Source organism: Streptomyces geranii, from assembly GCF_002954775.1.
Classification (GTDB): Bacteria; Actinomycetota; Actinomycetes; order Streptomycetales; family Streptomycetaceae; genus Streptomyces; species Streptomyces geranii.
Window position 1 is genome coordinate 168690 of sequence record NZ_PJME01000011.1, and the last position, 24131, is coordinate 192820.

The window sequence follows — 24131 nt, forward strand, 5'->3', positions numbered from 1 at the left end:
CTTCCAACTTCCTTCTTTCACCCGGGAGTTCTGCTGTGTCCAGCCGTACCCGTACCCGCCGCGTGAAGACAACCGCAGGCGTCCACACCGTCCGTCTCCCGCGTCAGCGCGGGCGCCGCACCGCTCAGCCGGTCCTGGTCGTCGTACCCGAACGCCCCTCCATCGCCCGCGAGTTGGCCGGATGGGCGGGCGGTCTGCTGTGGCGCTTCCGCCACGCGCTCGCCCCCACCGGCATCGCGCTTGCCGTGTTCGTGGTGACCGCGCTCCTGCACGCGCTGGCCTGGTGGTCGGCACTCGTGCTCGCCCCCGCGGTCGCCGCGCCGATCGGATGGCTGCTGTTCGTCCAACGCCGCCACCCCGCCCACCGCACCACCCTCGCGTGGCGTATCGCCACCGCCGCCCTCGCCACCCTCGCCCTCGCGTGGGCTGCTCTGGCCGCCGGGTTCGGGCCGTTGGCCGGTCCGTTGGAGCTGCTGTGGCTGTTGCTGCTGCTGCCCGCGCAGACCGGTTGGCTCATCGTCCGCCGCACCCACTGACCTGAGGAGATCGCCACATGGCTGACAACGGATCCGCCAACCGGGCGGCCAACCGGCAGTACCGGCAGGCACAGAGCGCGGGCCGGCCACGCGTCAACACCAGCGACGGCACCACCAACAAGTCCAACAAGTTCGCCAACGCCGGCGCCGCGGCCGGTGGGTTCGTCGGCGCGATGGGTTCCTCGTTCGTCCCGCCGATCAACGTCACCGTCAACAACAACAAGGGCATGGCCCGCGCAGGCGGTGGCCGCGGGCATGCCGAATCGCTGCTGCCCGCACCGGAGTTCACCTCGCCGGCGCAGGTCCGGAACTACTGCAACACCCTGCGTGCCGCGGCCGTGGCCCTCTCGATCGAGGTGGCCATGGGGTCGGAGATCCTCAAGGGCGTGCTGGCAGCGGTGCCGGACCCGGAGGGCCGCGCGTTCGGCTCCCGCATCCGTGCCCGGAAGGTCGCCCGCAAGATGCAGAAGTCCGCCGACGCCCTGCGCGACGCGGCCAAGAGCGCCGCCGCCACGTACGCGACGTTCCAGCAGGAGTACGAGGAAGAGATCAACCGCGTCCGTCACCGCGCCCGCAAGCCGCAACAGCCCGTCATCAACTGGGCCCAGCAGTAAGGAGGCACGGACCATGGCCCGTGACCGCAACAGCATGACCAGCCCCCTTTACGACGGCATGAGCGGCTACACCCTCGACACGCGCGGCGGTGGGGGCGGTGTCGGCGCCTACCTGCTCGACCGGGCTAAGCCCCACCTGCCCCCGTGGCTCGCCGTCGCCGGCGTCGGCATCACGGGGGCGCTGGGGAACTGGCGGTGGGGCGAGAGCGCCGCCGCCGGTGTGGGCCTCACCCTCGGCTCCGTCATCCTCACCGGCGCCACCTGGTGGATGGGCAAGTCCACCACCCAGCAGCGCCGTTTGCACTCCGCTGTCACGGTGGCGGCGGGGTCCGCGTGGCTGACGGCCGCATGCCTCGCCGGCCCTACGGCGGGGCCGATCGATGACATGTATCTGATCGGCGGGCCCGTGCTGGCCCTGTCCTGGAACGTGCGCATGGTCCTGCGCCGCAACGACGACCCCGCCGGCGAAGGCTCCGACAAGGGCCTGCTGGCCAAGGTCGGCCTGGCCCGCGCGCAGATCGGTGCGGCGAAGGTGGAACCCAACCGGGTCACCGCGTCGGTCGCGTTGGAGGCGGGCGAGCAGACCAACGAGGACGTCACCAAGAGCCTGTCCCGCCTCGCGTCCGCCCTGGATCTGTCGACGTCGGCAGTGCGCTACCTGCCCGACCCTGGCTCGGCACGGCGCGGCGAACTGGTCATCGTCCCCGAAGACATGCTCTCCGAGGTGGTGGAGTGGGAGGGCCCCTCGAACCTCGGGGGTTCGATCGCGGAACCGCTGGTCATCGGACGCTACGACGACGGCGCCCCGCTCCTGCTCTGGCTCCCGGGCGACCCCGACGCCAAGCGGAACAGCACCCACGTCCTGATCGCAGGCGGGACCGGGTCCGGCAAGGGCGACACCGCCCTCAACGTCCAGACCGAGATCCTCTCCCGCCGCGATGTCGTGCTGTGGCTGTCCGACCCGAAGTCCTTCCAGGACTTCCGCCCGCTGCTGCCCGGCATCGACTGGGCCGTAGAGGGCGGCACCGGTACCGAGATCATGGTGGAAGCCCTCAAGGCAGCCATCCCCGCCCGCACCGGATGGCTCGGTGCCCACCGCTACCGGCAGTGGACCCCGGAATGCGTGCAGGTACAGAGCGACCCCGCGCACTCCTGCCGGAAGGACGGCACGGCGTGCGGCTGCCCGGGGATGCCCTTCCTGGTCGCCTGGATGGAGGAGGCGGCCAACACGCTGCGCACGCTCGGGGACGACGTGTTCACCGGCATCGCGCAGGAGGCCCGCAGCGCGGGCATCTCGCTGGTGGTCTCGCTCCAACGGCCGTCGTACGACCAGATGTCGACCAGCACGCGCGCCTCGCTGCCGTCCGTGATCGCGCTCGGCTGCGACCCGCGCGACGAAGGGTTCAGCCTGCCGGACACGGTCATCGACGCCGGCGCGCACCCGGGAGCGTGGGGCAACCGGCGACCCGGTTACTGCTACGTCGTCTCGCCCGGGATCGACGAGTCGCGCTACCCCTCCCCGGGCCGCACCCGGGCGTTCGGGCACCGGGCGGTGCCGGTCATGGAGCTGCTCGCCACGTGGGCGCAGCGCAACGGCGCCACCCCCGACCCGATCACCGACCGCGCCGCCGCCGCGGTGGCCGGCCGCGCCTACACCACCCGCAACGACACCGACGACCAGTCGACGGCGGGCGCCGCTGCCGACGAGGGGGACGACGACATGGAGTACGGGCTGTTGGTCGACCCGGAGGACGTCGACATCGACCCCGACGCCGAACTCCCCGACCCCGAGGAGGGCGACGACACCCCGCTGTTCGGACAGGAGACGGGGCACAAGCCGTCCCCGGAGGAAGCCCGCCGGCTGTTCGCTCAGGCGCTGGAGGAGTTCGAGAACGAGGGCCGGATGGTGGTGGGTCCGAAGGACTTCACGGACTGGTGCGACCGGCACAGCCTGTCTCGTTCCTGGGTGTCCAAGCGGCTCAAGGATGCCGCCCTGGAAGGCCGGTTGGAGCAGACGAACGCCACCGGTCGGTGGCGGATCGTCCCCGCCCTCACACCCGCCTGACACCCGTCACGGTGTGACGCCGCATCACACCCAAACCCCTAGGCACCCGCGCTGTGACGTGCCATCACACCCGCCGTCACAGGCCCCGTCACACCCGCGTCACACCCGGCCACGAGCCCGCGTCACACCTGACGCGCGCCCGCCCGTCTCCCGAGGGAGGACCCGTGCACCGCGACCCGCCGGGCATCATCGCCCCGCACATCCCCGCCGACGACTGGCGCCGCGCACAAGCCACCGGCGCCCCGGTCATCCTCATCGTCCAGACCACCACCGACCACACCGGCATCCCGTGGCGACGCGTCCTGATCCCGTTCGCCGTCGCGGGCGCCGCCGCCCTCGGAACCTGGGGCCTGGTCGTCGCCCTCTGCGCCCTGTTCGACGCCGCCGCCCACGCCGTCACCATCATCGCCGGCGCCACCGGCCCGATCGGCATCGGCGGCATCACCCTCAAGCTCGCCCGCGGCAAGAGCACCTAGCTACGCCAAGGGCGGCCCCCTCTCTCGCCAAAGAAACCGGGCCGCCCTTGTCCACCTGCCCTCAACAGACCTGTGGAGGTCTCCAGCATGACCCAACCGACCTACATTCGGCGAGCACCCGCCCACCTGCGCACCGCGCTGGGGTTGGCCGCGGCCGGTGTGCCACCTCTGCCGCTGCGGGTGGGGAAGGTGCCGTTCGGGAACTGCCGTACCTGCGCGAAGAACGCGTGCGGCGGACGACCGAACATGAAAGCCCCCGGCCCTTGCACTTGCCCGGCGCCCTGCCACGCGTGGGCCGCCGCGACCACCGACCCCGACGTCATCAACTCGCCTACGTGGGCTCGGGCGTGGCGCGACGCGGCGGCAGTGGCTTACCACCCCGGTGGTGCCGGTCTCACCGTCGTCGACTTCGACAACGCGGACGCCATCGCATGGGCCCGTGACACTCTGCCCGTCACCCGAACGGTGCCCACGACGCGCGGTGAGCACTGGCTCTACCAGGGCGCCATGCAGTCCGCCAACGCCGTACGGCCCGGCGTGGACATCAAGTCCACGATGGCCTACGCCCGTTGGCTTGGCCCCGGCACCGGCACCATGACGGCACTGCCGGACGTCGTCCGCGCGCTGGCCGTGAAGGAACCTACCGCGGTACGGCCGGCGACCGTCACGGTGCTCGCACGGGCCGCGGGTGGGGAGTGCCGGCACCGCACGCCGGCATACCTGGATCGCGGCATCGCCATGGCAGAGCAGCGCATCACCTCGGCTTCCAGCGCGGTGCATGCCACCGTCTACCGGACGTTCCTCGCCGTGCTGTCCACGCACGGGCGGTGCGGCTGCCTCACCGACACGCACGTCGCCCGGCTGTTCACCGCCGCGCAGGCCAAGGGCGAAACCCCCCGGCACTGCACGGACGCGTGGACCAACGCCCTCACCACGTTGGGACTGTGACCATGGCCGACGACGAGAAGAACCCCGCCCGCCAGATCATCACCGACTACGCGCAAGCCCACTTCCGGTACTTCCGCACCCCGGACGGGACCGTCTACGCGCAGAAGAACGGCCAACCCGTCGCCCGCCCGATCCGCTCCCAGGGCACCACCGGCAGCCACCGGCAGGAACTCATGGTCGGCCTCTACCGCGACGGACGCGGCGCGTTCAACGGCAGTGCGCTGAAAGAGGCGTTGGACCTGATCGAAGCACTCGCGCTGACCGAGGAAGTGCAGCCCGTGCACATCCGCGTCGCCCCCGGATTCGATGGGGCAACCTGGCTGGACCTGGGACGGGATGATGGTCAGTCCGTGCGGATCCACCCCACCGGGTGGGACATCCTCACGCCCGACCCGCGCGAGGTGTGCTGGCGTCGTACGCAGCTCACCGGGGAACTGCCGCTGCCCGTCAAGGACACGAACGGCAAGGGCATCGATCTGCTGATGCGGCTGTGTAACTTCGCCGGCGCGGAGAACGAGTGCCTGGCCATCGCGTGGCTGATCGGCTGTCTCGGTCCGTCCGTCCCGGTGCCCGCGCCGTTCCTCACTGGGCCGCAGGGCGCGGGGAAGTCGACCGGCGGGCGGATGCTGGTGCGGATCATCGAGGGGATGAGCGGGGACCTGCGTCGGGCTCCGAAGGATGAGGAGAACCTGATCGCGGCGGTGGCGGCGGGATGGGTCACCGCACTGGACAACCTCTCGCACATGTCGCCGGACCTGTCGGACGCGATGTGCTGCATCGTCACCGGAGCCGAGAGCGTCAAGCGCGCCCTGTTCACCGACGGGGACGTCTTCCGCGTCGGCTACCGCCGCCCCCTGCTGCTGACCGGCATCGATGTGGGGGTCATCCGCCCTGACCTCGCCGAACGGCTGCTCCCGCTCCGTTTGGAGCGGCCCGGTGTGCGGCGGACCGAGGCCGAACTGTGGGCGGAATACGAGGAGGTGCTGCCCGTCGTGCTCGGGTCCCTGCTCGACCTCACCGTCAGAGTGCGCGCGGCGCAGGCGGAGACTCCCACGGACCTGCGCATGGCGGACTTCGCGCACCTGTGCGCGCAGTTGGATGCGGCGACGGGTCTCGGGGCGCTGGCCGCGTACCGGGCCCGGCTGGACGATCTGAACGACGACGTGATCGAGGGTGACCTGTTGGCACAGACCGTCCTGCGGCATGCCGACACCATCGAGCTGGGCGGGGCGGAGCGGATGACGTCCACGGAGTGGCTGGCCTGCCTCAGTCGCCTCTACAGCGGCGATGACTGCCGTGCGCTGCCCAAGGGGTGGCCGACGACCGGCAAGGTGCTCTCCGACCGTCTCAAGCGTCTCCAGCCGACGCTTGCCGCGCGGGGTGTGCTCATCGACTCCGGCCGCACCAGCCAGGGCCGGTACCTGGAAATGACCCGCCCCGCCCCCACGCCCCCATTCGACCAACCCCGGATGCACTGAGCACGCCCCCCACCCTCACGCGGACAAGCAAGAAGAGCACCCGGCGGCCCGGCGAGGCGTGCTCTTCTTGCTGTTCGGGGCGCAGCCCCGCCCCAAGGACGTGCCGCGAAGCGGCTCCTTCTTCACGTTCTGAGCAGCACCGCACCACACCAGAACACCCTCTCTTTTGTCCTAAGAGGGAAGACGCTGCGTCATCTGCGTCAGGCGAACCGGAAAACGGCACCTGACCTGCGCATACAGGCATGACGCAGACCGCCGTGCCTGCGTCATCCTGCGTCATCCGCGTCATGGGCCACGTCACGGATGACGCTGCCCATGACGCATCCATGACGCAGACCTCACCCCTAGCGTCACCTAAAACCGCAGGTCAGACGCCTAAATGACGCTCACGACGCAATGACGCAGAAATCCACACCTCGGACAGACACGGACTCCCGAAGCAGGCCCCCCGGAGGTTCCTCGTGCCCCCCGTCGCCCAGATAAGCACCGCGCTCCCGCCCGCCGATCAACTGCTCTACACCCCTGAAGCCGCCGCCAAGGTGCTCTCGTACGGCCGCTCCACCATCTACGAGCTGATGGCCGAGGGACTCCTGAAGTACGTCAAGCGTGGCCGCTCCCGCCGCATCCGCCGGAGCGACCTTGAGGCCTACGTGAACGGCCTCGATCCGACAACCCACTGACCCAACCGACCAACGCTCGAACGAGGCGGCCCCGGACACCGGTCCGGGGCCGCTTCTCGCATGGAGGAATGAATGAGCCCCCGCCCCAAGAAGCTGAACATGGAATCGTCCGTCTATGAGGGCAGCGACGGTTGGTGGCACGGCCGCGTCACCATGGGCATCAAAGACGATGGCAGCTACGACCGCCGCCACCGCAGGGCCAGGACCGAGCCTGAAGTACGCCGCAAGGTACGCGAGTTGGAGAACCTGCGGGACAAGGGACGCGCCCCCAAAGCGGGCCGCAAGCCAACCGTAGAGCAGTGGATGACCACGTACCTCACGGACATCGCGAGCCTGAAGCTCAAGCCGCGCTCGCTGGATGACTACTGGTCGAAGACCCGAAACGACATCGTCCCCGGCGTCGGCAAGCACCGCCTCGACAAGCTGGCCCCGGAGCACCTGGAACGCATGTACCGAGTGATGCTCGACAACGGCCACGCGCCCTCCCACGTGGTCAAGGTCCACCGCATCCTCTCCCGCGCCCTGAAAATCGCGCACCGCCGCCGGATCATCGGCGAGAACGTGGCCACCCTCGTAGACCCGCCCACCGTCGACGAGACCGAGGCGAACCCCTTCACGACCGAGCAGGCAAAAGCGTTCCTGAAAGCCGCCGCCAAGCGCCCCACCTTCATGCGGTGGTGCGTGGGCGTCGGGATGGGCTTCCGGCAAGGGGAAACCCTGGGACTCCGGTGGGCCTATGTCGACTTCGACGCAGAGCTGTTCAACCCCCAGTGGCAGCTTCAGCGCCTCACCTGGCGCCACGGATGCGCCGACGCCCGCGCGTGCGGCGAACGCCTCCACCGATTCGAGCCGTGCCCGCCGGACTGCCGGACGCACAAGAACTACAAGCGCGGTTGCCCCAAGCCGTGCCCGAAGGATTGCCGACGGCACGCCACCGCATGTCCCGAGCGCAAGGGCGGCGGTCTGGTCTTCACCCGCCCGAAGACCAAAAAGAGCACGAACCCCGTACCGATCCCGCCGCCATTCATCCCCTACCTGCACGCGCACAAGCAGCAGCAGGACGAAATGCGGACCGCCGCCGGCGACGAGTGGCAGGAGTTCGGCGCGCTCTTCACGCGGCCGGACGGCCGTCCTCTCGACCCCCGGGCCGACTGGGAGGAGTTCAAGGAACTACTGGAGGAGGCAGGCATCACCGACCGTCGCCTGTACGACGGGAGCCGCCACACCGCCGGCACGATCCTGAACGAACTCGGGGTGGACATGCCAACGATCATGGAGATTCTCCGGCACACCCAGATCAGCCAGACCAAGCGGTACGTGAAGGGCCGATCCCACCTCTCCAAGGACGCGATGCGCCGCATGGGAGATCACTTCATGCCGCAGCCTGAACCCTCAATTGAGACCACAATTGAGACCACGGACAGCAAGGCGGCTCGCGCCATGCGCCGCCGCCGGGTCCGGTAAAAGCAAAAGCCCCAGGTCACGGCGAGTGAGTCCTGAGGCTTCCACAGAGCCGCCTTCGGGATTCGAACCCGAGACCTACGCATTACGAGTGCGTTGCTCTGGCCATCTGAGCTAAGGCGGCGCGCTGTCCACACCATGGTGCGATCAGCAACGTCGGTAAGTCTACACAGTTTCCGGGGGTGCTCCGCACACCCCCCTGAGGCCCCCGAAGAGGCCTCAGCACCCGCCTTCGCCACCCCCGCTACGACCCTACGAGCACCGCTTCCCCTCCACCGGGGGCGTCCCCCGGAGGAGATACGCGTTGATCGTATCGTCGATGCAGTCGCTGCCCCGGCCGTACGCCGTGTGCCCGTCGCCCTCGTACGTGAGGAGGCGGGCCGAGGAGAGTTGGGCGGCCAGGGACTGGGCCCAGGGGTACGGGGTCGCCGGGTCGCGGGTCGTGCCGACGACCACGATCGGGGCCGCGCCCTTCGCCTCGATGCGGTGCGGCTCGCCCGTCGGGCGGACCGGCCAGTACGCGCAGTTCAGGGAGGACCAGGCCATCGCCGCGCCGAACACCGGGGACGCCTTCTCGAAGGACGGCAGCGCCTCGCGCACCTGTTCGGGGGTGGCGTACGCCGCCGGGAGGTCGAGGCAGTTCACGGCCGCGTTGGCGAACATCAGGTTCGTGTAGCGGCCGTCCGCGTCACGCTCGTAGTAGCTGTCCGCGAGGACCAGCAGACCCGCGCCGTCCTTGTCGCGCATCGCCGAGGTCAGCGCCTCGCGCAGTTGCGGCCAGGTGCTCTCGTCGTACATCGCGGCGATCACACCCGTGGTGGCGAGTGCCTCGCCCAGCCGGCGGCCGTCCGCGTCGCCCGTCGGGATCGGTGACGCGTCGAGGCGGCCGAAGAACGCCTTCAGGTTGGTGCCGACCTCGCTCTCCTCCGTGCCGAGCGGGCAGTCCGGCTGCCGTACGCAGTCCTTCGCGAACGCGTCGAACGCCGTCTCGAAGCCCGCCGTCTGGCCGAGGCTCAAGCGGCTCGCGGACAGGGACGGATCCATCGCGCCGTCCAGGACGAGCCGGCCCACGCGGTCCGGGAACAGCTCCGCGTACGTCGCCCCGAGGAACGTCCCGTACGACGCCCCCACGTACGTCAGCCTCTTGTCGCCGAGGATCGCCCGCAGGATGTCCATGTCCCGGGCCGCCTCCACCGTGGACACATGCCGCAGCAGATCGGGCGAGCTGCTGCCGCAGCCCTCGGCGAACTTCTTGTACGCGCCGACCAGTTCGTCCGTCTCCCGGACGTTGTCGGGCGTCGTGTCCGTCTGCGTGTACGTGTCCATCTCGGGGCCGTCCAGGCACTCGACCGGCTCGCTGCGCGCCACCCCGCGCGGGTCGACCGCGACCATGTCGTAGCGCGCGCGGACCTCCGCCGGGTAGCCGATACCCGCGTACGACTGCAGGTACCCGACCGCCGAACCGCCCGGTCCGCCCGGGTTGACCAGCAGCGAACCCAGCGGCTTGCCGCTGCCCGTGGCCTTCTTGCGCGAGACGGCGAGCCTGACGTCGCCCTCGGACGGCGCCGCGTAGTCGAGAGGCGCCTTCATCGTGGCGCACTGGAAACCGGGCACACCGCACGACCGCCAGTTCAACTTCTGCGCGTAGTACGGCGCGAGGCCGGCCGGCACCGTGTCCGCCGACGAACTCGCCGCGCTCGTCGAACTCCCCGTGGAACACGCGGAGACGAGCAGCGCGGCGACCGCGAGCAAGGTCCAGGTCTGACGAGGGATGCGCCTCATTTGCATTCACCGAGCGTAACCCTGAGGAGCGACACGGATACTCTCCGTCCATGAAATGACCCATACGAGTTACGAGTTGCGGGTCACCAGCCACGGGATACGAATGAGCTACTGGTTACGAGTGATCAGCTCACGCCCGCCGATACCCGCACCCGCACCCACGCTCGCACCCACGCCCACGCCTGCCTGCACCCGCTGCAGCCGACGTTCCTCAGCCCGCTCTCAGCGCCAGCGTCATCGCCTCCACCGCCAGCAGCGGTGCCACATTGCGGTCCAGGGCCTCCCGGCACGCGGCGATCGCGTCGATACGGCGGAGCGTCGACTCGGGCGAGCCGGCCCGGGCCAGGCGTTCCAGCGCGTCCTCGGCCTCCGCGTTGGCGATGGCCAGGCGACTGCCCAGCTGGAGTGCGAGTACGTCTCGGTAGAAGCCGGTGAGGTCGATCAGGGCCAGGTCCAGGGTGTCGCGCTGCGTACGCGTTCTGCGGCGCTTCTGCCGGTCCTCAAGGTCCTTCATCACACCCGCCGTGCCACGCGGCATCCGGCCGCCCTGCACCGCGCCCATCGCCTGCTTCAGCTCCTCCGTCTCCTTCACGTCCACCCCCTCGGCGAGCTGCTTGGCGTCCTCCGAGGCCGCGTCGATCAGCTCCTGGGCCGCCTTGAGACAGCCGCCGACGTCCGCCACCCGGAGCGGCAGCTTGAGCACGGCGGCCCGGCGCTCACGGGCCCGCGGGTCCGTGGCCAGCCGCCGGGCGCGTCCGATGTGGCCCTGGGTCGCCCTGGCCACGGTGTGCGCGACGTCCGGCTCGATGCCGTCCCGCCGGATGAGGATGTCGGCGACCGCCTCCACCGGAGGGGTGCGCAGCGTGAGGAGACGGCAGCGGGAGCGGATCGTGGGCAGCACGTCCTCGATGGACGGGGCGCACAGCAGCCACACCGTGCGCGGCGCGGGCTCCTCGACGGCCTTGAGCAGGACATTGCCCGCGCCCTCGGTGAGGCGGTCGGCGTCCTCCAGGACGATGACCTGCCAGCGTCCGACGGCCGGCGACAGCTGAGCGCGCCGCACCAGGTCGCGGGTCTCCTTGACGCCGATGGAGAGAAGGTCGGTGCGGACGATCTGCACGTCCGCGTGCGTGCCCACCAGGCTGGTGTGGCAGCCGTCGCAGAACCCGCAGCCGGGGATTCCGCCGAGGGCGCGGTCGGGGCTCACGCACTGGAGCGCGGCGGCGAAGGCGCGGGCCGCCGTGGAGCGGCCCGAGCCGGGCGGGCCGGTGAAGAGCCAGGCGTGCGTCATCTTCGACGCCTCGGGCAGCGGCTCTCTCGCGGCGACGGCCGTGACCAGGGCGTCGGCATCCCGCGCGGCGGCCTCCAGCTGCGCGCTCACCTTCGCCTGACCCACCAGGTCGTCCCACACCGGCATGGGAACACCGCCCTTCCGTCACACGGTCAAACCGTCAAGCCGTTTCGTCACGGCTTGCCCCGCGAATCCCATTGTGCGGGCCACCACTGACAACGGGCTCCACCAGCAACCCGCACAAGCCCTCGTCACCGACCACGCAGGCTCTCGCCCCGCCAACCCGCATCACAGCCGTCGCCCCCAAACACAGCCCCCCAACGACGCACAGCCCCTCAGCGACGCCGCCCGCCCCGCCCCCGCCCCTCGTCCCGTTCGTCGTCCACACGCGGACCGAGCAACTCGTCGGCCAGCGTGGGCAGATCGTCCAGCGGAGTCTCCTCCGCCCAGTCAGAACGCGGACGGCGGCGCGGAGCACCGTCGGCATCGACCTGGGGCAACTCCCGCGTGCGGTCCTCACCCGCCCCGGCCTGCCCGTCCGCCCGCTCGTCCCGGAAGAACCCGGGCGGCACCCGATCCGCGGGCCCGCTGTCCCGCCGACCCGCACCGTCCTCCCGTACGGGAGGAAGCACCGCGGTCTCGTCGGCGGCACCCGGCACCACGGGCGGCAGCACAGCCGTGTCATCGGCGGCACCCGAGGGAACCGGCGGCAGCACAGCCGTCTCGTCCGCCGCACCCGGCACCACAGGACGCAGCACAGCCGTCTCGTCCGCCGCACCCGAGCGAACCGAAGGCAGCACCGCGGTCTCATCGGCAGCCCCCAAGGGCACCGAAGGCTTCTGCAGCTTCGCGGTCACCTCAGAATCAGACCCACGCGACCGCTCACCACCAGCCCCACCGGCCCCCGCAGCGCCAGCCGAACCCGCACCTGAAGCTCCCCCACCGGCCCCAGAAGCCCCCGCCGCCTCAGCCACCTCTGCCTCTGCCTCTGCAGCCGCCGAAGCTGCCGCAGCCGCGGAAGCAGCCGCCGCGGCGGCCGAAGCCGCAGCCGCCGCCTCAGCAACCCGCTTCCGCTCCGCGGCCTCCACCGCCTCCGCCGCCCGCCGCCGCTCGGCCTCGGCCCGGACCAGCGCCTCCTCGGCCTTCCGCTGCTTCTCCAGCCGTCGTTCCTCCGCCTCCGCGTGCAGCCGCGCCTCCTCCTCGGCCTGCTTGCGTCGGCGGTCCTCGTCGGCCTTGCGGCGGGCCTCGGCCTCGGCGCGGGACTTCTCCTCCGCCAGCAGCCGCACCCGCTCCTCCTCGGCACGCCGACGCGCGTCCTCGGCCCGCTGCCGGGCCTCCTCGGCCTGGCGTTCGGCCTCGCGGCGCTGCGCCTCCTCCAGCTCGCGGCGCTTGCGCTCCTCCTCCTCGGCGCGCAGCCGGGCCAGCGTCTCCTGGCGTTCGCGTTCGAGGCGCTCCTCCTCGGCCTTGCGCGCGGCCTCTTCCTCCGCCTTGCGCCTGGCCTCCTCCTCGGCCGCCTTGCGGGCCTCCTCCTGGGCCTTCACCTCGGCCTCGGAGAGGGGCAGCATCAGGTCGAGCCGGTGCCGGACGACCGTCGTGACCGCCTCGGGCTCCTGGGCCGCGTCCACGATCAGGTAGCGGCCGGGGTCGGCGGCGGCCAGCGTGAGGAAACCGGAGCGCACGCGCTCGTGGAACTCGGCCGGCTCCGACTCCAGCCGGTCCGGCGCCTCGGTGAACCGCTCCCGCGCGGCCTCCGGGGAGACGTCCAGCAGGACGGTCAGATGCGGCACCAGGCCATCCGTCGCCCAGCGCGAGATCCGCGCGATCTCCGTCGGGGACAGGTCCCGGCCCGCGCCCTGGTAGGCCACCGACGAGTCGATGTAGCGGTCGGAGATGACGATCGCGCCCCGCTCCAGAGCGGGCCGTACGACCGTGTCGACGTGCTCCGCGCGGTCCGCCGCGTACAGCAGCGCCTCCGCGCGGTGCGACAGTCCGGCGCTCGACACGTCCAGCAGTATCGACCGCAGCCGCTTGCCCACCGGGGTCGCCCCGGGCTCGCGCGTGACCACGACCTCGTGGCCCTTGGCCCTTATCCACTCGGCGAGCGCCTTCGCCTGCGTCGACTTGCCGGCGCCGTCGCCGCCCTCCAGGGCGATGAAGAAACCGTTCGACGCGGGTGCCTGCACGGGGTCGTCGCCGCCGCGCACCGCGTCCCGCAGGTCGTGCCGCAGCGGTACGCCGGACCGGTCGTCGGCCTTGGCGAGGACCAGCGCGGCCACCGGCAGCAGCAGCGCGCCCACCAGCATCAGCGTGAACGCCGCGCCCCCGTGCGCGAACACGAACTTGCCGCTCTCCAGCCGATGCGGCCCGATGAGGGCGGCCACCAGGGGCGCGATCAGCGCGGCCAGCGCCACGGACACCCGTACGACCGCGTGCAGATGCTCCGTAAGCCGCGTACGCCGCTGGTCCTCGGTCTCCTGGTCGAGCAGCGTGTGCCCGGTGTTGGCGGCGACGCCCGCGCCGATGCCCGCGAGGGCGACGATCAGCAGCACCGTCGTCACGTCCGGGACCAGCCCGGCGGCGAGCAGCGCGACCCCGGTGAAGGCGAGGGCCAGCGCGAGCAGCCGGCGCCGCGACAGCGACACCAGCACCTTCGGTGCCGTACGGATGCCGACGACCGTGCCGCCGGTCAGCGCGAGGACCAGCAGCCCGTACGTCACCGGTCCGCCGCCCAGGTCCTTGGCGTGCAGCACGGCCACGGAGACGGCCGCCGCGACCGCGCCGGAGACGGCCGCGCAGGCCAGTACGAGCAGCGGGATCGCGCCCGTACGGCCCGTCTCGGGAGCCGTGCCGGACTTGGGGCGGCGCAGGCCTTCGAGCGGTGACCGCGCGCGCGGGGTGCGGGCGTCGGGCAGTTCGAGGGCGGTGAGGACGGACAGCGAGGCGGCGAACAGCCCGGCGGCGACGTACGACCCGAAGGCCGCCTGGTGCACGCCGAACCACTCGATCCCGGTGCCCAGCAGGTTGTTGACCAGCGCGGCAACGACGAGCGCGGCGCCCGCGAGGGGCAGCGCGACGAAGGTCGTACGCAGGGACAGGCGCCGCAGGGCGTCCATGTGGTCCGGCAGCGGGCGGACCGTCGCCCCCTCCGGGGGAGGCGTGGGCAGCAGCGCGGGCGCCGCGCTCTCCCGGCACACCGTCCAGAACCGCTCGGCGACACCGCTCACGAAGGCGGTGACCAGGAGGACGGCGAGGGCGTTCTCCGGCGTCCAGTCGATCCACAGGGGCGCGATGATCATGAGTACGGCGCGCAGCCCGTCGGCGCCGACCATGGTCCAGCGGCGGTCGAGCGGGCCCTCCTGGGAGGTGAGCGACGTCAGCGGGCCGAGCAGGACGGCGCCGAAGAGCAGCGTGGCCAGAATCCGCGCCCCGAAGACGGCCGTCACGGCGAGCGCCACACCGCGGTACCCGCCGCCGAACGAGCCCTCCGCGATGGCCGCCTGAAGGACCAGCACCACCACGACCAGCAGCGCGAGCGCGTCGCCGACACCGCCCACCAGCTGCGCGCTCCACAGCCGCTTCAGCTGGGGCCGGCGCAGCAGGGCGCGGACGGCGCGTTCGCGGGAGTCCGCGACCAACGCGTCGTCGGGGGCCTGGGGAATGGCCGTTGGCTGCTCTGCTGGCGTCATGCTTTCAGCCTATCGGCAGCCACCGACAGCCCGAAGTGGCCGTCCACAGGCGCGACCGCCCCGACACCTGATGGTGATAAGGCGGTTGTTTTACGAAGCCGGTGCGAAGGCCCGGTGAAGGCGGGACACCGGAGTCGGGCGCACCCCCGCGGTCGCCGTCCGCGGGCGGCGACCGCATCGCTGCCGTCGCCGCCCGCGGACCACTCGTCGACCGTCCGCCTACTCGTCGACCGTGACCCGCGCCGCGGTCGCCTTCTTGGCCGGAGCCTTCTTGGCTACCGTCTTCTTCGCGGTGGTCGTCTTGGCGGCCGTCGTCTTCTTGGCGGCGGCGGTCTTCGTCGTCGCAGCCTTCTTGGCGGGGGCCTTCTTCGCCGGTGCCTTCTTCGCGGTCTTCTTGACCGGCGACTTGGCGCGCTTCTCGGCGAGCAGCTCGTAGCCGCGCTCCGGGGTGATCTCCTCGACGCTGTCGCCGGAGCGCAGGGTCGCGTTGCTCTCCCCGTCGGTGACGTACGGCCCGAAGCGGCCGTCCTTGACGACCACGGGCTTTCCGCTGACCGGGTCCGTGCCCAGTTCCTTCAGCGGCGGCTTGGCGGCGGCCCGGCCACGCTGCTTGGGCTGGGAGTAGATCTCCAGCGACTCTTCGAGGGTGATCGTGAAGAGCTGGTCCTCGGTCTGCAGCGACCGCGAGTCCGTGCCCTTCTTCAGGTACGGGCCGTAGCGGCCGTTCTGCGCGGTGATCTCCACGCCTTCGGCGTCCTTGCCGACGACCCTGGGCAGGGACATCAGCTTGAGCGCGTCCGCCAGGGTCACCGTGTCCAGGGACATCGACTTGAACAGCGAGGCCGTACGCGGCTTCACGGCGTTCTTGCCGGTCTTCGGCGTGCCCTCGGGGAGCACCTCGGTGACGTACGGGCCGTAGCGGCCGTCCCTGGCGATGATCTGGTGGCCGGACTCGGGGTCGGCGCCCAGCTCGAAGTCGCCGCTCGGCTTGGCGAGCAGCTCCTCCGAGAGTTCGATCGACAGCTCGTCGGGAGCGAGGTCCTCGGGGACGTCCGCGCGCTGGTGGTTCTCGGAGTCCTTCTCGCCGCGCTCGATGTAGGGGCCGTAGCGCCCGACGCGCAGCACGATGTCGTTGCCCACCGGGAACGACGACACCTCGCGGGCGTCGATCGCGCCCAGGTCGGTCACCAGCTCCTTGAGACCGCCGAGATGGTCCCCGTCGCCGTTGCCCGCCTCGGCCGCGCCGCCGACCGCGGGGACGCCCTTGGCGCCCTCGCCGAAGTAGAACCGCTTCAGCCACGGCACGGACTGGGCCTCGCCGCGGGCGATGCGGTCGAGGTCGTCCTCCATGCGGGCGGTGAAGTCGTAGTCGACGAGCCGCCCGAAGTGCTTCTCCAGGAGGTTGACCACGGCGAAGGACAGGAAGGACGGCACCAGGGCCGTGCCCTTCTTGAAGACATAGCCGCGGTCGAGGATCGTGCCGATGATCGAGGCGTACGTCGACGGGCGGCCGATCTCGCGCTCTTCCAGCTCCTTGACCAGCGAGGCCTCGGTGTAGCGGGCCGGGGGCTTGGTGGCGTGCCCGTCGACCGTGATCTCCTCGGCGGACAGGGCGTCGCCCTCGTTCACCTGCGGCAGCCGCTTCTCGCGGTCGTCCAGCTCGGCGTTCGGGTCGTCGGCGCCCTCGACGTACGCCTTCAGGAAGCCGTGGAAGGTGATCGTCTTGCCGGAGGCGCTGAACTCGGCGTCCCGGCCGTCGGCGGAGGTGCCCGCGATCTTCACGGTGACCGAGTTGCCGACCGCGTCCTTCATCTGGGAGGCGACCGTCCGCATCCAGATCAGTTCGTAGAGCCGGAACTGGTCGCCGGTCAGACCGGTCTCGGCGGGGGTGCGGAAACGATCACCCGACGGGCGGATCGCCTCGTGCGCCTCCTGCGCGTTCTTGACCTTCCCGGCGTACGTCCGCGGGGACGAGGGCAGGTAGTCGGCGCCGTACAGCTGGGTGACCTGGGCACGGGCGGCGGAGATCGCCGTGTCCGACAGGGTCGTGGAGTCCGTACGCATATAGGTGATGAAGCCGTTCTCGTACAGCTTCTGCGCCACCTGCATGGTCGCCTTCGCGCCGAAGCCCAGCTTGCGGCTGGCCTCCTGCTGGAGTGTCGTCGTACGGAAGGGGGCGTACGGCGAGCGGCGGTACGGCTTCGACTCGACCGAGCGGACGGCGAAGCTGGTGTTCTCCAGGGCGGCGGCGAGGGCGCGGGCGTTCGCCTCGTCGATGTGGAGGGTGTTCGCGCTCTTGAGTTGTCCCAGGGAGTCGAAGTCGCGGCCCTGCGCGACCCGCCTGCCGTCGACGGCCGTGAGACGGGCGACCAGCGACGACGGGTCCGACGAGTCCCCCGCGCGGCCGGTCGCGAAGGTCCCCGTCAGGTCCCAGTACTCAGCAGAACGGAAAGCGATGCGCTCGCGTTCCCGTTCCACCACAAGTCGTGTCGCGACCGACTGGACCCGGCCGGCCGACAGTTTCGGCATGACCTTCTTCCAGAGGACCGGCGAGACCTCGTAGCCGTAGAGGCGGTCGAGGATGCGGCGGGTCTCCTGGGCGTCGACGAGCTTCTGGTTCAGCTCGCGCGGGTTGGCGACGGCGGCCTGGATCGCGGCCTTGGTGATCTCGTGGAAGACCATCCGCTTGACCGGGACCTTGGGCTTCAGGACCTCCTGGAGGTGCCACGCGATGGCCTCGCCCTCGCGGTCCTCATCGGTGGCGAGGAAGAGTTCATCGGAGTCCTTCAGCAGGTCCTTGAGCTTCTTGACCTGGGCCCGCTTGTCCGCGTTGACCACGTAGATCGGCTGGAAGTCGTGTTCGACGTCCACACCGAGGCGGCGCACCTCGCCGGTGTACTGATCGGGCACCTCGGCGGCGCCGTTGGGGAGGTCGCGGATGTGCCCGACGCTCGCCTCGACGACGTATCCGGGGCCGAGATAGCCCTTGATCGTCTTCGCCTTGGCAGGCGACTCGACGATGACGAGTCGGCGGCCTCCCTTTGCGGTCTCGCTGGTCGGGGACAACTTCGCTCTTCTCTCCGGTCGACACTCGGGGTCTCCCCCGGCCTTGCTCCCGGGGTCGGGTCATGCTGACGCTGCGGAGTGTGACGGTACATCCCGCCCCCGTGTCAAACGGGAAAAGCCCGCAACGGCCACTCGAACGGTAACCCGACTACCGCCATTCCTGCCGCCCGGAGTGTCGACCTGCCCGTTCGCGCCTATCCGGAGGGTGACCTTCTGGTTACCGGCGACACCCCCGCCGTACGGGCCGTGCGCAGGCTTCCCGCCCGCCTCACAGCTGGGTGAAGCTCCATGCGCCGACCCCGAGGGCGACCAGTGCGACGACGGTCGCGAGGGCCGCCGATGCGACGGGGTTCACACCGAGGGCGACGGGCGCCCGGTGCCGTGCCCGGGCCGCGGTCCACACCAGCAGCCCGCCCCCGAACAGGGCGAACACCATTCCCACGAAGATCGCCGGTCCGCTCTCCATACCTCTGCGCGCCCCTCTCCCGCCGCCCGGGAGTCCCCGGACCCGGGAGACTCGCACGCCCGGGAAGCGTCCGCGCGAACCCTGGGTGAACGCGCGGCGGACTGAACGCCCGCGTCCCTGTGAGTACCCGCCGAGCGCCCCCGGATCACCCCCGCGAACAGACCGGACGACCACGTTCCGTCGCGGCGCGCGGCCCGCGAATCTCACACCCGGTACTCGTGTCCCGCCCGGCCCGCCCGCCCAACTCGGCGCGAATATGCCGCCCGAACCGCGCCAGCCGCACACCCACCGCACCGCCTACGGCACCCCGGGCACCGCGAGCGGCCCGCCCACTCCGCCCGCGCGCTTCCCCGCGCCTCGCGCGCCGCCCCTGTACCTCCCACCGCCGCAGTGCCCACGCGTACGCGACCTGCCGTACCCGTACCGGCCGCGGCACCCCCCACCGCCATGGTCGCCACGACGTAGCCGACCGCCCCACCGGCGACGGAACCGGCCCCGGAGCGCGCTCTCAGCCGGTCGTCGGCTCCAGGAACCCCAGCTCCACCAGCAGCCGGATCTGCGCGGGCGTCCGGTCCCGCAGCGACACCGGGTCCTCGCCGACGAGCTGGGCAATGGCGTCCAGGATCCGCCCGGCGCTCAGCGTGCCGTCGCAGACGCCCGCGAAGCCGGCGCCGACCGTGTCCACCTTGGTGGCCCGGCGCATCCCGCGGTTCTGTCGCAGCACCACGTGCTCCGGGTCCTCGGCGCCGGGCAGCCCGACCTGCTCCTGCACGATCTCGCCCGCCAGTCTGAAGTGGGCGGCGAGCAGCGCGGCGTCGTCGTGCGCGCGCAGGTAGTCCACGCGCTCGAAGTGCGCCCGCACGGTGTCCCCGAGCGGCTGTTCGACGGAGTGCGGCCACTCCTCCACGGTGATCGAGGGCTCGGCCGCCCCCGTCCTCCGCAGCGTGATCCAGCCGAACCCGACGGCCTTCACCTTGCGCGTCTCGAACTCGTCCAGCCACGCGTCGTACCGCGCCCGGTACTCCGCCGGGTCCGAGCGGTGGTCACCGGCGTCGCGCAGCCACAGCTCGGCGTACTGCGTGACGTCCTGCACCTCGCGCTGCACGATCCAGGCGTCGCACCCGCGCGGCACCCAGGACCTGAGTCTGTCCTGCCAGTCCTCCCCTTCCACGTGCTGCCAGTTGGCGAGGAACTGTGCGAACCCGCCCTCGCGCAGCCGCTCCCCCGCCTCCTGAACGAGCGTGCGGCACAGATCGTCCCCGCCCATCCCGCCGTCCCGATAGGTGAGGCGGGCGCCCGGCGAGATGACGAACGGCGGGTTGGAGACGATCAGGTCGTACGTCTCGTCCGCGCGGACCGGCTCGAAGAGCGAGCCCTCACGCAGCTCGGCCGCCGGGGCGCCGGACAGGGCGAGCGTCAGCGCGGTGATGTGCAGGGCGCGGGGGTTGAGGTCGGTCGCCGTCACGCGCGTGGCGTGCTGCGCGGCGTGCAGGGCCTGGATCCCGGAGCCGGTGCCGAGGTCGAGCGCGGCGGCGACCGGCGTACGGACGGTGATCCCGGCGAGGGTCGTGGACGCGCCCCCGACCCCGAGGACCACGCCCTCGTCCTTGCTGCCGATGCCCCCGGCGCCGCCGACCGCGCACCCGAGGTCGGACACGATGAACCAGTCCTCGCCGTCAGGACCGCCGTACGGCCGGACATCGACGGCGGCGGTCACTTCGCCGTCGTCCCCGGGGACCAGCCAGCCGCTCGCCAGGCAGTCGTCCACGGGCAGCACGCCCGTCACGCGCGCGCGGGGCACCGATTGCTGCAACAGGAACAGTCTTACGAGCAGTTGCAGCGGCGTGTCGCCACGGGTCGCCCGGAGCGCCGGCACGGTCTCGCTGCGGGCCAGGGCGGCGTACGCGGGCGCACCGAGCAGGTCGAGCAGCCCGTCGGCGGTGAAGTCGGCGGCGAGGAGGGCGTCCCGGAGTCGCTCGGCGACGTCGGGGCGGTCGGCGGAGGGCAGGGCGTGCAGGCTGGCGTTACTCACGCCCCCATTGTGTCCGCCCCGCCGCTCCGCCGCGCCTGCCTGTGGACAGACGCGCACAGGCACCCCGTACGCCTGTGGAAAACTCCCGGGCCGTCAGCTGGCCGCGGAGGACGCCGAGGGGGACACGGCCGTCGACTTGCAGCTCTGCTGCTCGGACATCGCCTTGCCGACGTCGCCCTCCTCCAGGGCCTTCAGGGCGTCGTTGCCGCTCTGGCTGAGCTTGTCCAGCTGGGTGGCGACGCCCTTGAGGCCGTCGGCGAACTTCGCCTGGTTCTTGATGTCGAGTTCGTCGACCTGCTTCTTCAGGCCCGCGTAGGAGGCCGCGATGTCGTTGAGTTCCTTGACGGCGTTCGTCTTCTTCGTCTCGCCGTCGTCGACATTGGGGGCGCCCGCGGTGTTCACGGCGGCGCCGATCGCCTTGTAGGCGTCCGCCATGTCCTGGAAGGCCTGTGCGTCGGTCTTCTGGACGGCCTCCGGGGTGCTGTTGTCGGAGGTCTCCTTCTGGATCGCGGCGTTGGCGGCCTCGATCTTCTGCGCCTGCGGTTTCACCGCGTCGCACACCTGCTTGGCCCAGGCATCCAGCTTCTCGTTGCCGTCGTCGCTGCTGCATCCCGACAGCGCGAGCACCAGTACCGCACCGCCGGACAGTGCGACCGCGAGCTTCTTGTTCACCGGATTGGTCCCTTCCATGGCTCTCGGCCCCGGAACATACACGCCAACTGGGCGACATCAGGGTGACGGACATCCGCTTGATGTGTTATTGCAGCCATTTGCACCAAGAGAGAGAAGGGTCACGGAAATGCCGTGCAACCCATGCCAAGCGGGCGGACGACGCGTCAAAACGCGCCGTCCGCCCGCTTGTTGGCCGGTTCCTGACCGCCCCCGCTACGAAACCACCGCAGGATCGGCCGACTTGGCCTCCCGCTGGGCATCCTCCCCCTCGTCGTCCCCGGCGACCCCGCGCCGCTTCGACACGTACACCGCGCCCACGATCACCGCGATGGACAGGACCGCGATGACGATGCGCAGGGCGAGGTTCTCGTCGTCGCCGTAGCTGAACTTGACGATCGCGGGCGCGATGAGAAGCGCGACCAGGTTCATCACCTTCAGCAGCGGGTTGATGGCCGGGCCCGCGGTGTCCTTGAACGGGTCGCCGACCGTGTCACCGATGACGGTCGCCGCGTGGGCCTCGCTGCCCTTGCCGCCGTGATGGCCGTCCTCCACCAGTTTCTTCGCGTTGTCCCACGCGCCACCGGAGTTGGCGAGGAACACCGCCATCAGCGTGCCGGTGCCGATGGCGCCCGCGAGGAACGCGCCGAGCGCGCCGACGCCGAGCGTGAACCCGATGGCGATGGGGGCCAGGACGGCCAGCAGCCCGGGCGTGGCGAGTTCCCTGAGCGCGTCCCTCGTACAGATGTCGACGACGCGTCCGTACTCGGGTTTCTCGGTGTAGTTCATGATCCCGGGGTGTTCGCGGAACTGCCGCCGCACCTCGTAGACGACCGAACCCGCCGACCGTGAGACGGCGTTGATGGCCAGCCCGGAGAACAGGAAGACGACCGCCGCGCCGGCGATCAGCCCCACCAGGTTGTTGGGCTGCGAGATGTCCATCACGAGGTTCATCGGCCCGCCCTCGCCGACCTTCTCGCCCACCTCCCGTGCCGCGGTCGTGATGGCGTCGCGGTACGACCCGAAGAGCGCCGACGCGGCCAGGACGGCCGTGGCGATGGCGATGCCCTTGGTGATGGCCTTGGTGGTGTTGCCGACGGCGTCCAGGTCGGTGAGGACCTGTGCGCCCGCGCCCTCGACGTCGCCGGACATCTCGGCGATGCCCTGGGCGTTGTCGGAGACCGGTCCGAAGGTGTCCATCGCGACGATGACGCCGACCGTGGTGAGCAGGCCGGTGCCGGCCAGGGCCACCGCGAACAGCGCCAGCATGATGGACGTACCGCCGAGCAGGAACGCCCCGTACACGCCGAGGCCGATCAACAGGGCGGTGTAGACGGCCGATTCGAGCCCGATGGAGATACCGGCGAGGACGACGGTGGCCGCGCCGGTGAGGGAGCTCTTGCCGATGTCCCGTACGGGTCGGCGGGTGGTCTCGGTGAAGTAGCCGGTCAGTTGCTGGATCAGGGCCGCGAGCACGATGCCGATGGCCACCGCGAGGAGCGCGAGGACCCGCGGATCGCCGCCCTTGGCCGCGATCGCCGCGTCGGTGACCCCGTCCAGATCGGCGTACGACGACGGCAGATAGACGAAGACGGCGATGGCGACGAGTGCGAGCGAGATCACCGCGGAGATGAAGAAGCCGCGGTTGATCGCGGTCATGCCACTGCGGTCGGACCGCTTCGGCGCGACCGCGAAGATGCCGATCATCGCCGTGAGGACGCCGATCGCGGGCACCAGGAGCGGGAAGGCGAGCCCGGCGTCCCCGAAGGCGGCCTTGCCGAGGATCAGGGCGGCGACGAGCGTCACGGCGTACGACTCGAACAGGTCGGCCGCCATGCCCGCGCAGTCGCCGACGTTGTCGCCCACGTTGTCGGCGATGGTCGCGGCGTTGCGCGGGTCGTCCTCCGGGATGCCCTGCTCGACCTTGCCGACCAGGTCGGCGCCGACGTCGGCGGCCTTGGTGAAGATGCCGCCGCCGACCCTCATGAACATGGCGATGAGGGCCGCGCCGAGGCCGAAGCCTTCGAGCACCTTGGGCGCGTCGGCCGCATACACCAGCACCACGCAGGAGGCGCCCAGCAGGCCGAGGCCCACCGTGAACATGCCGACGACACCGCCCGTACGGAATGCGATCTTCATCGCTTTGTGCGAGACGTCGGTGAGATCCTTTTCCGGCTCGCCTTCCGCCGGAGTCGCTTCCCTGGCGGCTGCGGCGACCCGCACATTACTGCGCACAGCGAGCCACATGCCGATATAGCCGGTGGCCGCCGAGAACGCGGCGCCGATCAAGAAGAACACCGACCGTCCGGCGCGCTGATTCCAGTCGTCGGCGGGCAGCAGCAACAGCAGGAAGAAAACGATCACGGCGAATACGCCGAGCGTGCGCAACTGCCGTGCCAGATAGGCGTTCGCGCCTTCCTGGATCGCCTTCGCGATCTCCTTCATGCTGTCGGTGCCCTCGCCCGCCGCGAGCACCTGGCGCACCAGCACCCCGGCGACCACGAGCGCCGCCAGGGCGACGACGCCGATGACCATCACGAGCAGTCGGTTGTCGTCGGTCAGTACTGCGGCTGCGAAGGTTGTGGGTTGATCGAACCGATGAGGGGTAGAAAGCCCCGCCATTCGTCCTCCTTGACGCTTGGGCTGAGCTCAAGATGTGGACGGATTGTAGGTACCGGAACCTGATCAAAACAGTACGCGGAAACGGAATAGATCGCCCCATGCTATTCAGCAAATGATCGGCGGAAGATCCAATGGCCCGGATGATGTAATGCCGCAGGCGCATTGTCGGTTGATCGAATTGTCGCGCGAATGATCGTGAATGACTTCACGAAGGGATCGTGAATAGCTTCACGAATTCCGAAAACCGCCGACAAAAACA

16 protein-coding genes and 1 tRNA gene are annotated in these 24131 nt (G+C 70.7%); 8 read left to right on the forward strand and 9 right to left on the reverse strand.

What is annotated here, in order from left to right; all coding sequences use genetic code 11:
* The first annotated feature begins 35 nt into the window (after positions 1-35).
* The 8 genes from CW359_RS17955 to CW359_RS17990 all read left to right on the forward strand — a co-directional run bounded on the left by CW359_RS17955 (position 36) and on the right by CW359_RS17990 (position 8261).
* Positions 36-536, forward strand: a complete 501-nt coding sequence (locus CW359_RS17955) for a hypothetical protein (protein WP_105970951.1) — start codon at positions 36-38, stop codon at positions 534-536.
* Between the two features lie 17 nt (positions 537-553).
* Positions 554-1150 carry a plasmid transfer protein TraA gene (gene traA / locus CW359_RS17960; protein ID WP_105970952.1) on the forward strand — a complete coding sequence of 199 codons (597 nt, stop codon included), beginning with the start codon at positions 554-556 and terminating at the stop codon, positions 1148-1150.
* Positions 1151-1208: 58 nt separating this feature from the next.
* On the forward strand, positions 1209-3215 hold the full coding sequence (traB, locus tag CW359_RS17965) for a plasmid transfer protein TraB (protein WP_105971010.1): 2007 nt from the start codon (positions 1209-1211) through the stop codon (positions 3213-3215).
* Positions 3216-3379: 164 nt separating this feature from the next.
* Entirely contained in the window at positions 3380-3691 is a 312-nt protein-coding gene (locus CW359_RS17970; protein ID WP_105970953.1) for a hypothetical protein, read from the forward strand.
* Between the two features lie 87 nt (positions 3692-3778).
* Entirely contained in the window at positions 3779-4639 is an 861-nt protein-coding gene (locus tag CW359_RS17975; RefSeq protein WP_105970954.1) for a bifunctional DNA primase/polymerase, read from the forward strand.
* Positions 4640-4641: 2 nt separating this feature from the next.
* Positions 4642-6117 carry an ATP-binding protein gene (locus CW359_RS17980; protein ID WP_105970955.1) on the forward strand — a complete coding sequence of 492 codons (1476 nt, stop codon included), beginning with the start codon at positions 4642-4644 and terminating at the stop codon, positions 6115-6117.
* Positions 6118-6596: 479 nt separating this feature from the next.
* Positions 6597-6797 carry a helix-turn-helix domain-containing protein gene (locus tag CW359_RS17985; RefSeq protein ID WP_105971011.1) on the forward strand — a complete coding sequence of 67 codons (201 nt, stop codon included), beginning with the start codon at positions 6597-6599 and terminating at the stop codon, positions 6795-6797.
* Positions 6798-6869: 72 nt separating this feature from the next.
* On the forward strand, positions 6870-8261 hold the full coding sequence (locus tag CW359_RS17990; RefSeq protein WP_105970956.1) for a tyrosine-type recombinase/integrase: 1392 nt from the start codon (positions 6870-6872) through the stop codon (positions 8259-8261).
* 47 nt (positions 8262-8308) lie between these two features.
* Here the strand turns inward: CW359_RS17990 and CW359_RS17995 are convergent.
* The 9 genes from CW359_RS17995 to CW359_RS18035 all read right to left on the reverse strand — a co-directional run bounded on the left by CW359_RS17995 (position 8309) and on the right by CW359_RS18035 (position 23872).
* A tRNA-Thr gene (locus tag CW359_RS17995) sits at positions 8309-8382 on the reverse strand.
* A 128-nt stretch (positions 8383-8510) separates the two neighbouring features.
* A complete protein-coding gene (locus tag CW359_RS18000; protein WP_105970957.1) occupies positions 8511-10046 on the reverse strand; it encodes an alpha/beta hydrolase in 1536 nt (511 codons plus the stop codon).
* Between the two features lie 205 nt (positions 10047-10251).
* Positions 10252-11457 carry a DNA polymerase III subunit delta' gene (locus CW359_RS18005; protein ID WP_105970958.1) on the reverse strand — a complete coding sequence of 402 codons (1206 nt, stop codon included), beginning with the start codon at positions 11455-11457 and terminating at the stop codon, positions 10252-10254.
* A gap of 209 nt (positions 11458-11666) precedes the next feature.
* On the reverse strand, positions 11667-15017 hold the full coding sequence (tmk, locus tag CW359_RS18010) for a dTMP kinase (RefSeq protein WP_105970959.1): 3351 nt from the start codon (positions 15015-15017) through the stop codon (positions 11667-11669).
* Positions 15018-15236: 219 nt separating this feature from the next.
* Positions 15237-18083, reverse strand: coding sequence for a type I DNA topoisomerase (topA, locus tag CW359_RS18015; protein WP_105970960.1), 2847 nt, complete (start codon positions 18081-18083; stop codon positions 15237-15239).
* Positions 18084-18351: 268 nt separating this feature from the next.
* A complete protein-coding gene (locus CW359_RS18020) occupies positions 18352-18549 on the reverse strand; it encodes a hypothetical protein (protein ID WP_105970961.1) in 198 nt (65 codons plus the stop codon).
* 508 nt (positions 18550-19057) lie between these two features.
* Positions 19058-20581, reverse strand: coding sequence for a DUF7059 domain-containing protein (locus CW359_RS18025; RefSeq protein WP_105970962.1), 1524 nt, complete (start codon positions 20579-20581; stop codon positions 19058-19060).
* A gap of 93 nt (positions 20582-20674) precedes the next feature.
* Complete coding sequence (locus CW359_RS18030) at positions 20675-21271, reverse strand: small secreted protein (protein WP_105970963.1); 597 nt, start codon at positions 21269-21271, stop codon at positions 20675-20677.
* 195 nt (positions 21272-21466) lie between these two features.
* Positions 21467-23872, reverse strand: coding sequence for a sodium-translocating pyrophosphatase (locus CW359_RS18035; protein ID WP_105970964.1), 2406 nt, complete (start codon positions 23870-23872; stop codon positions 21467-21469).
* Positions 23873-24131: the final 259 nt, after the last annotated feature.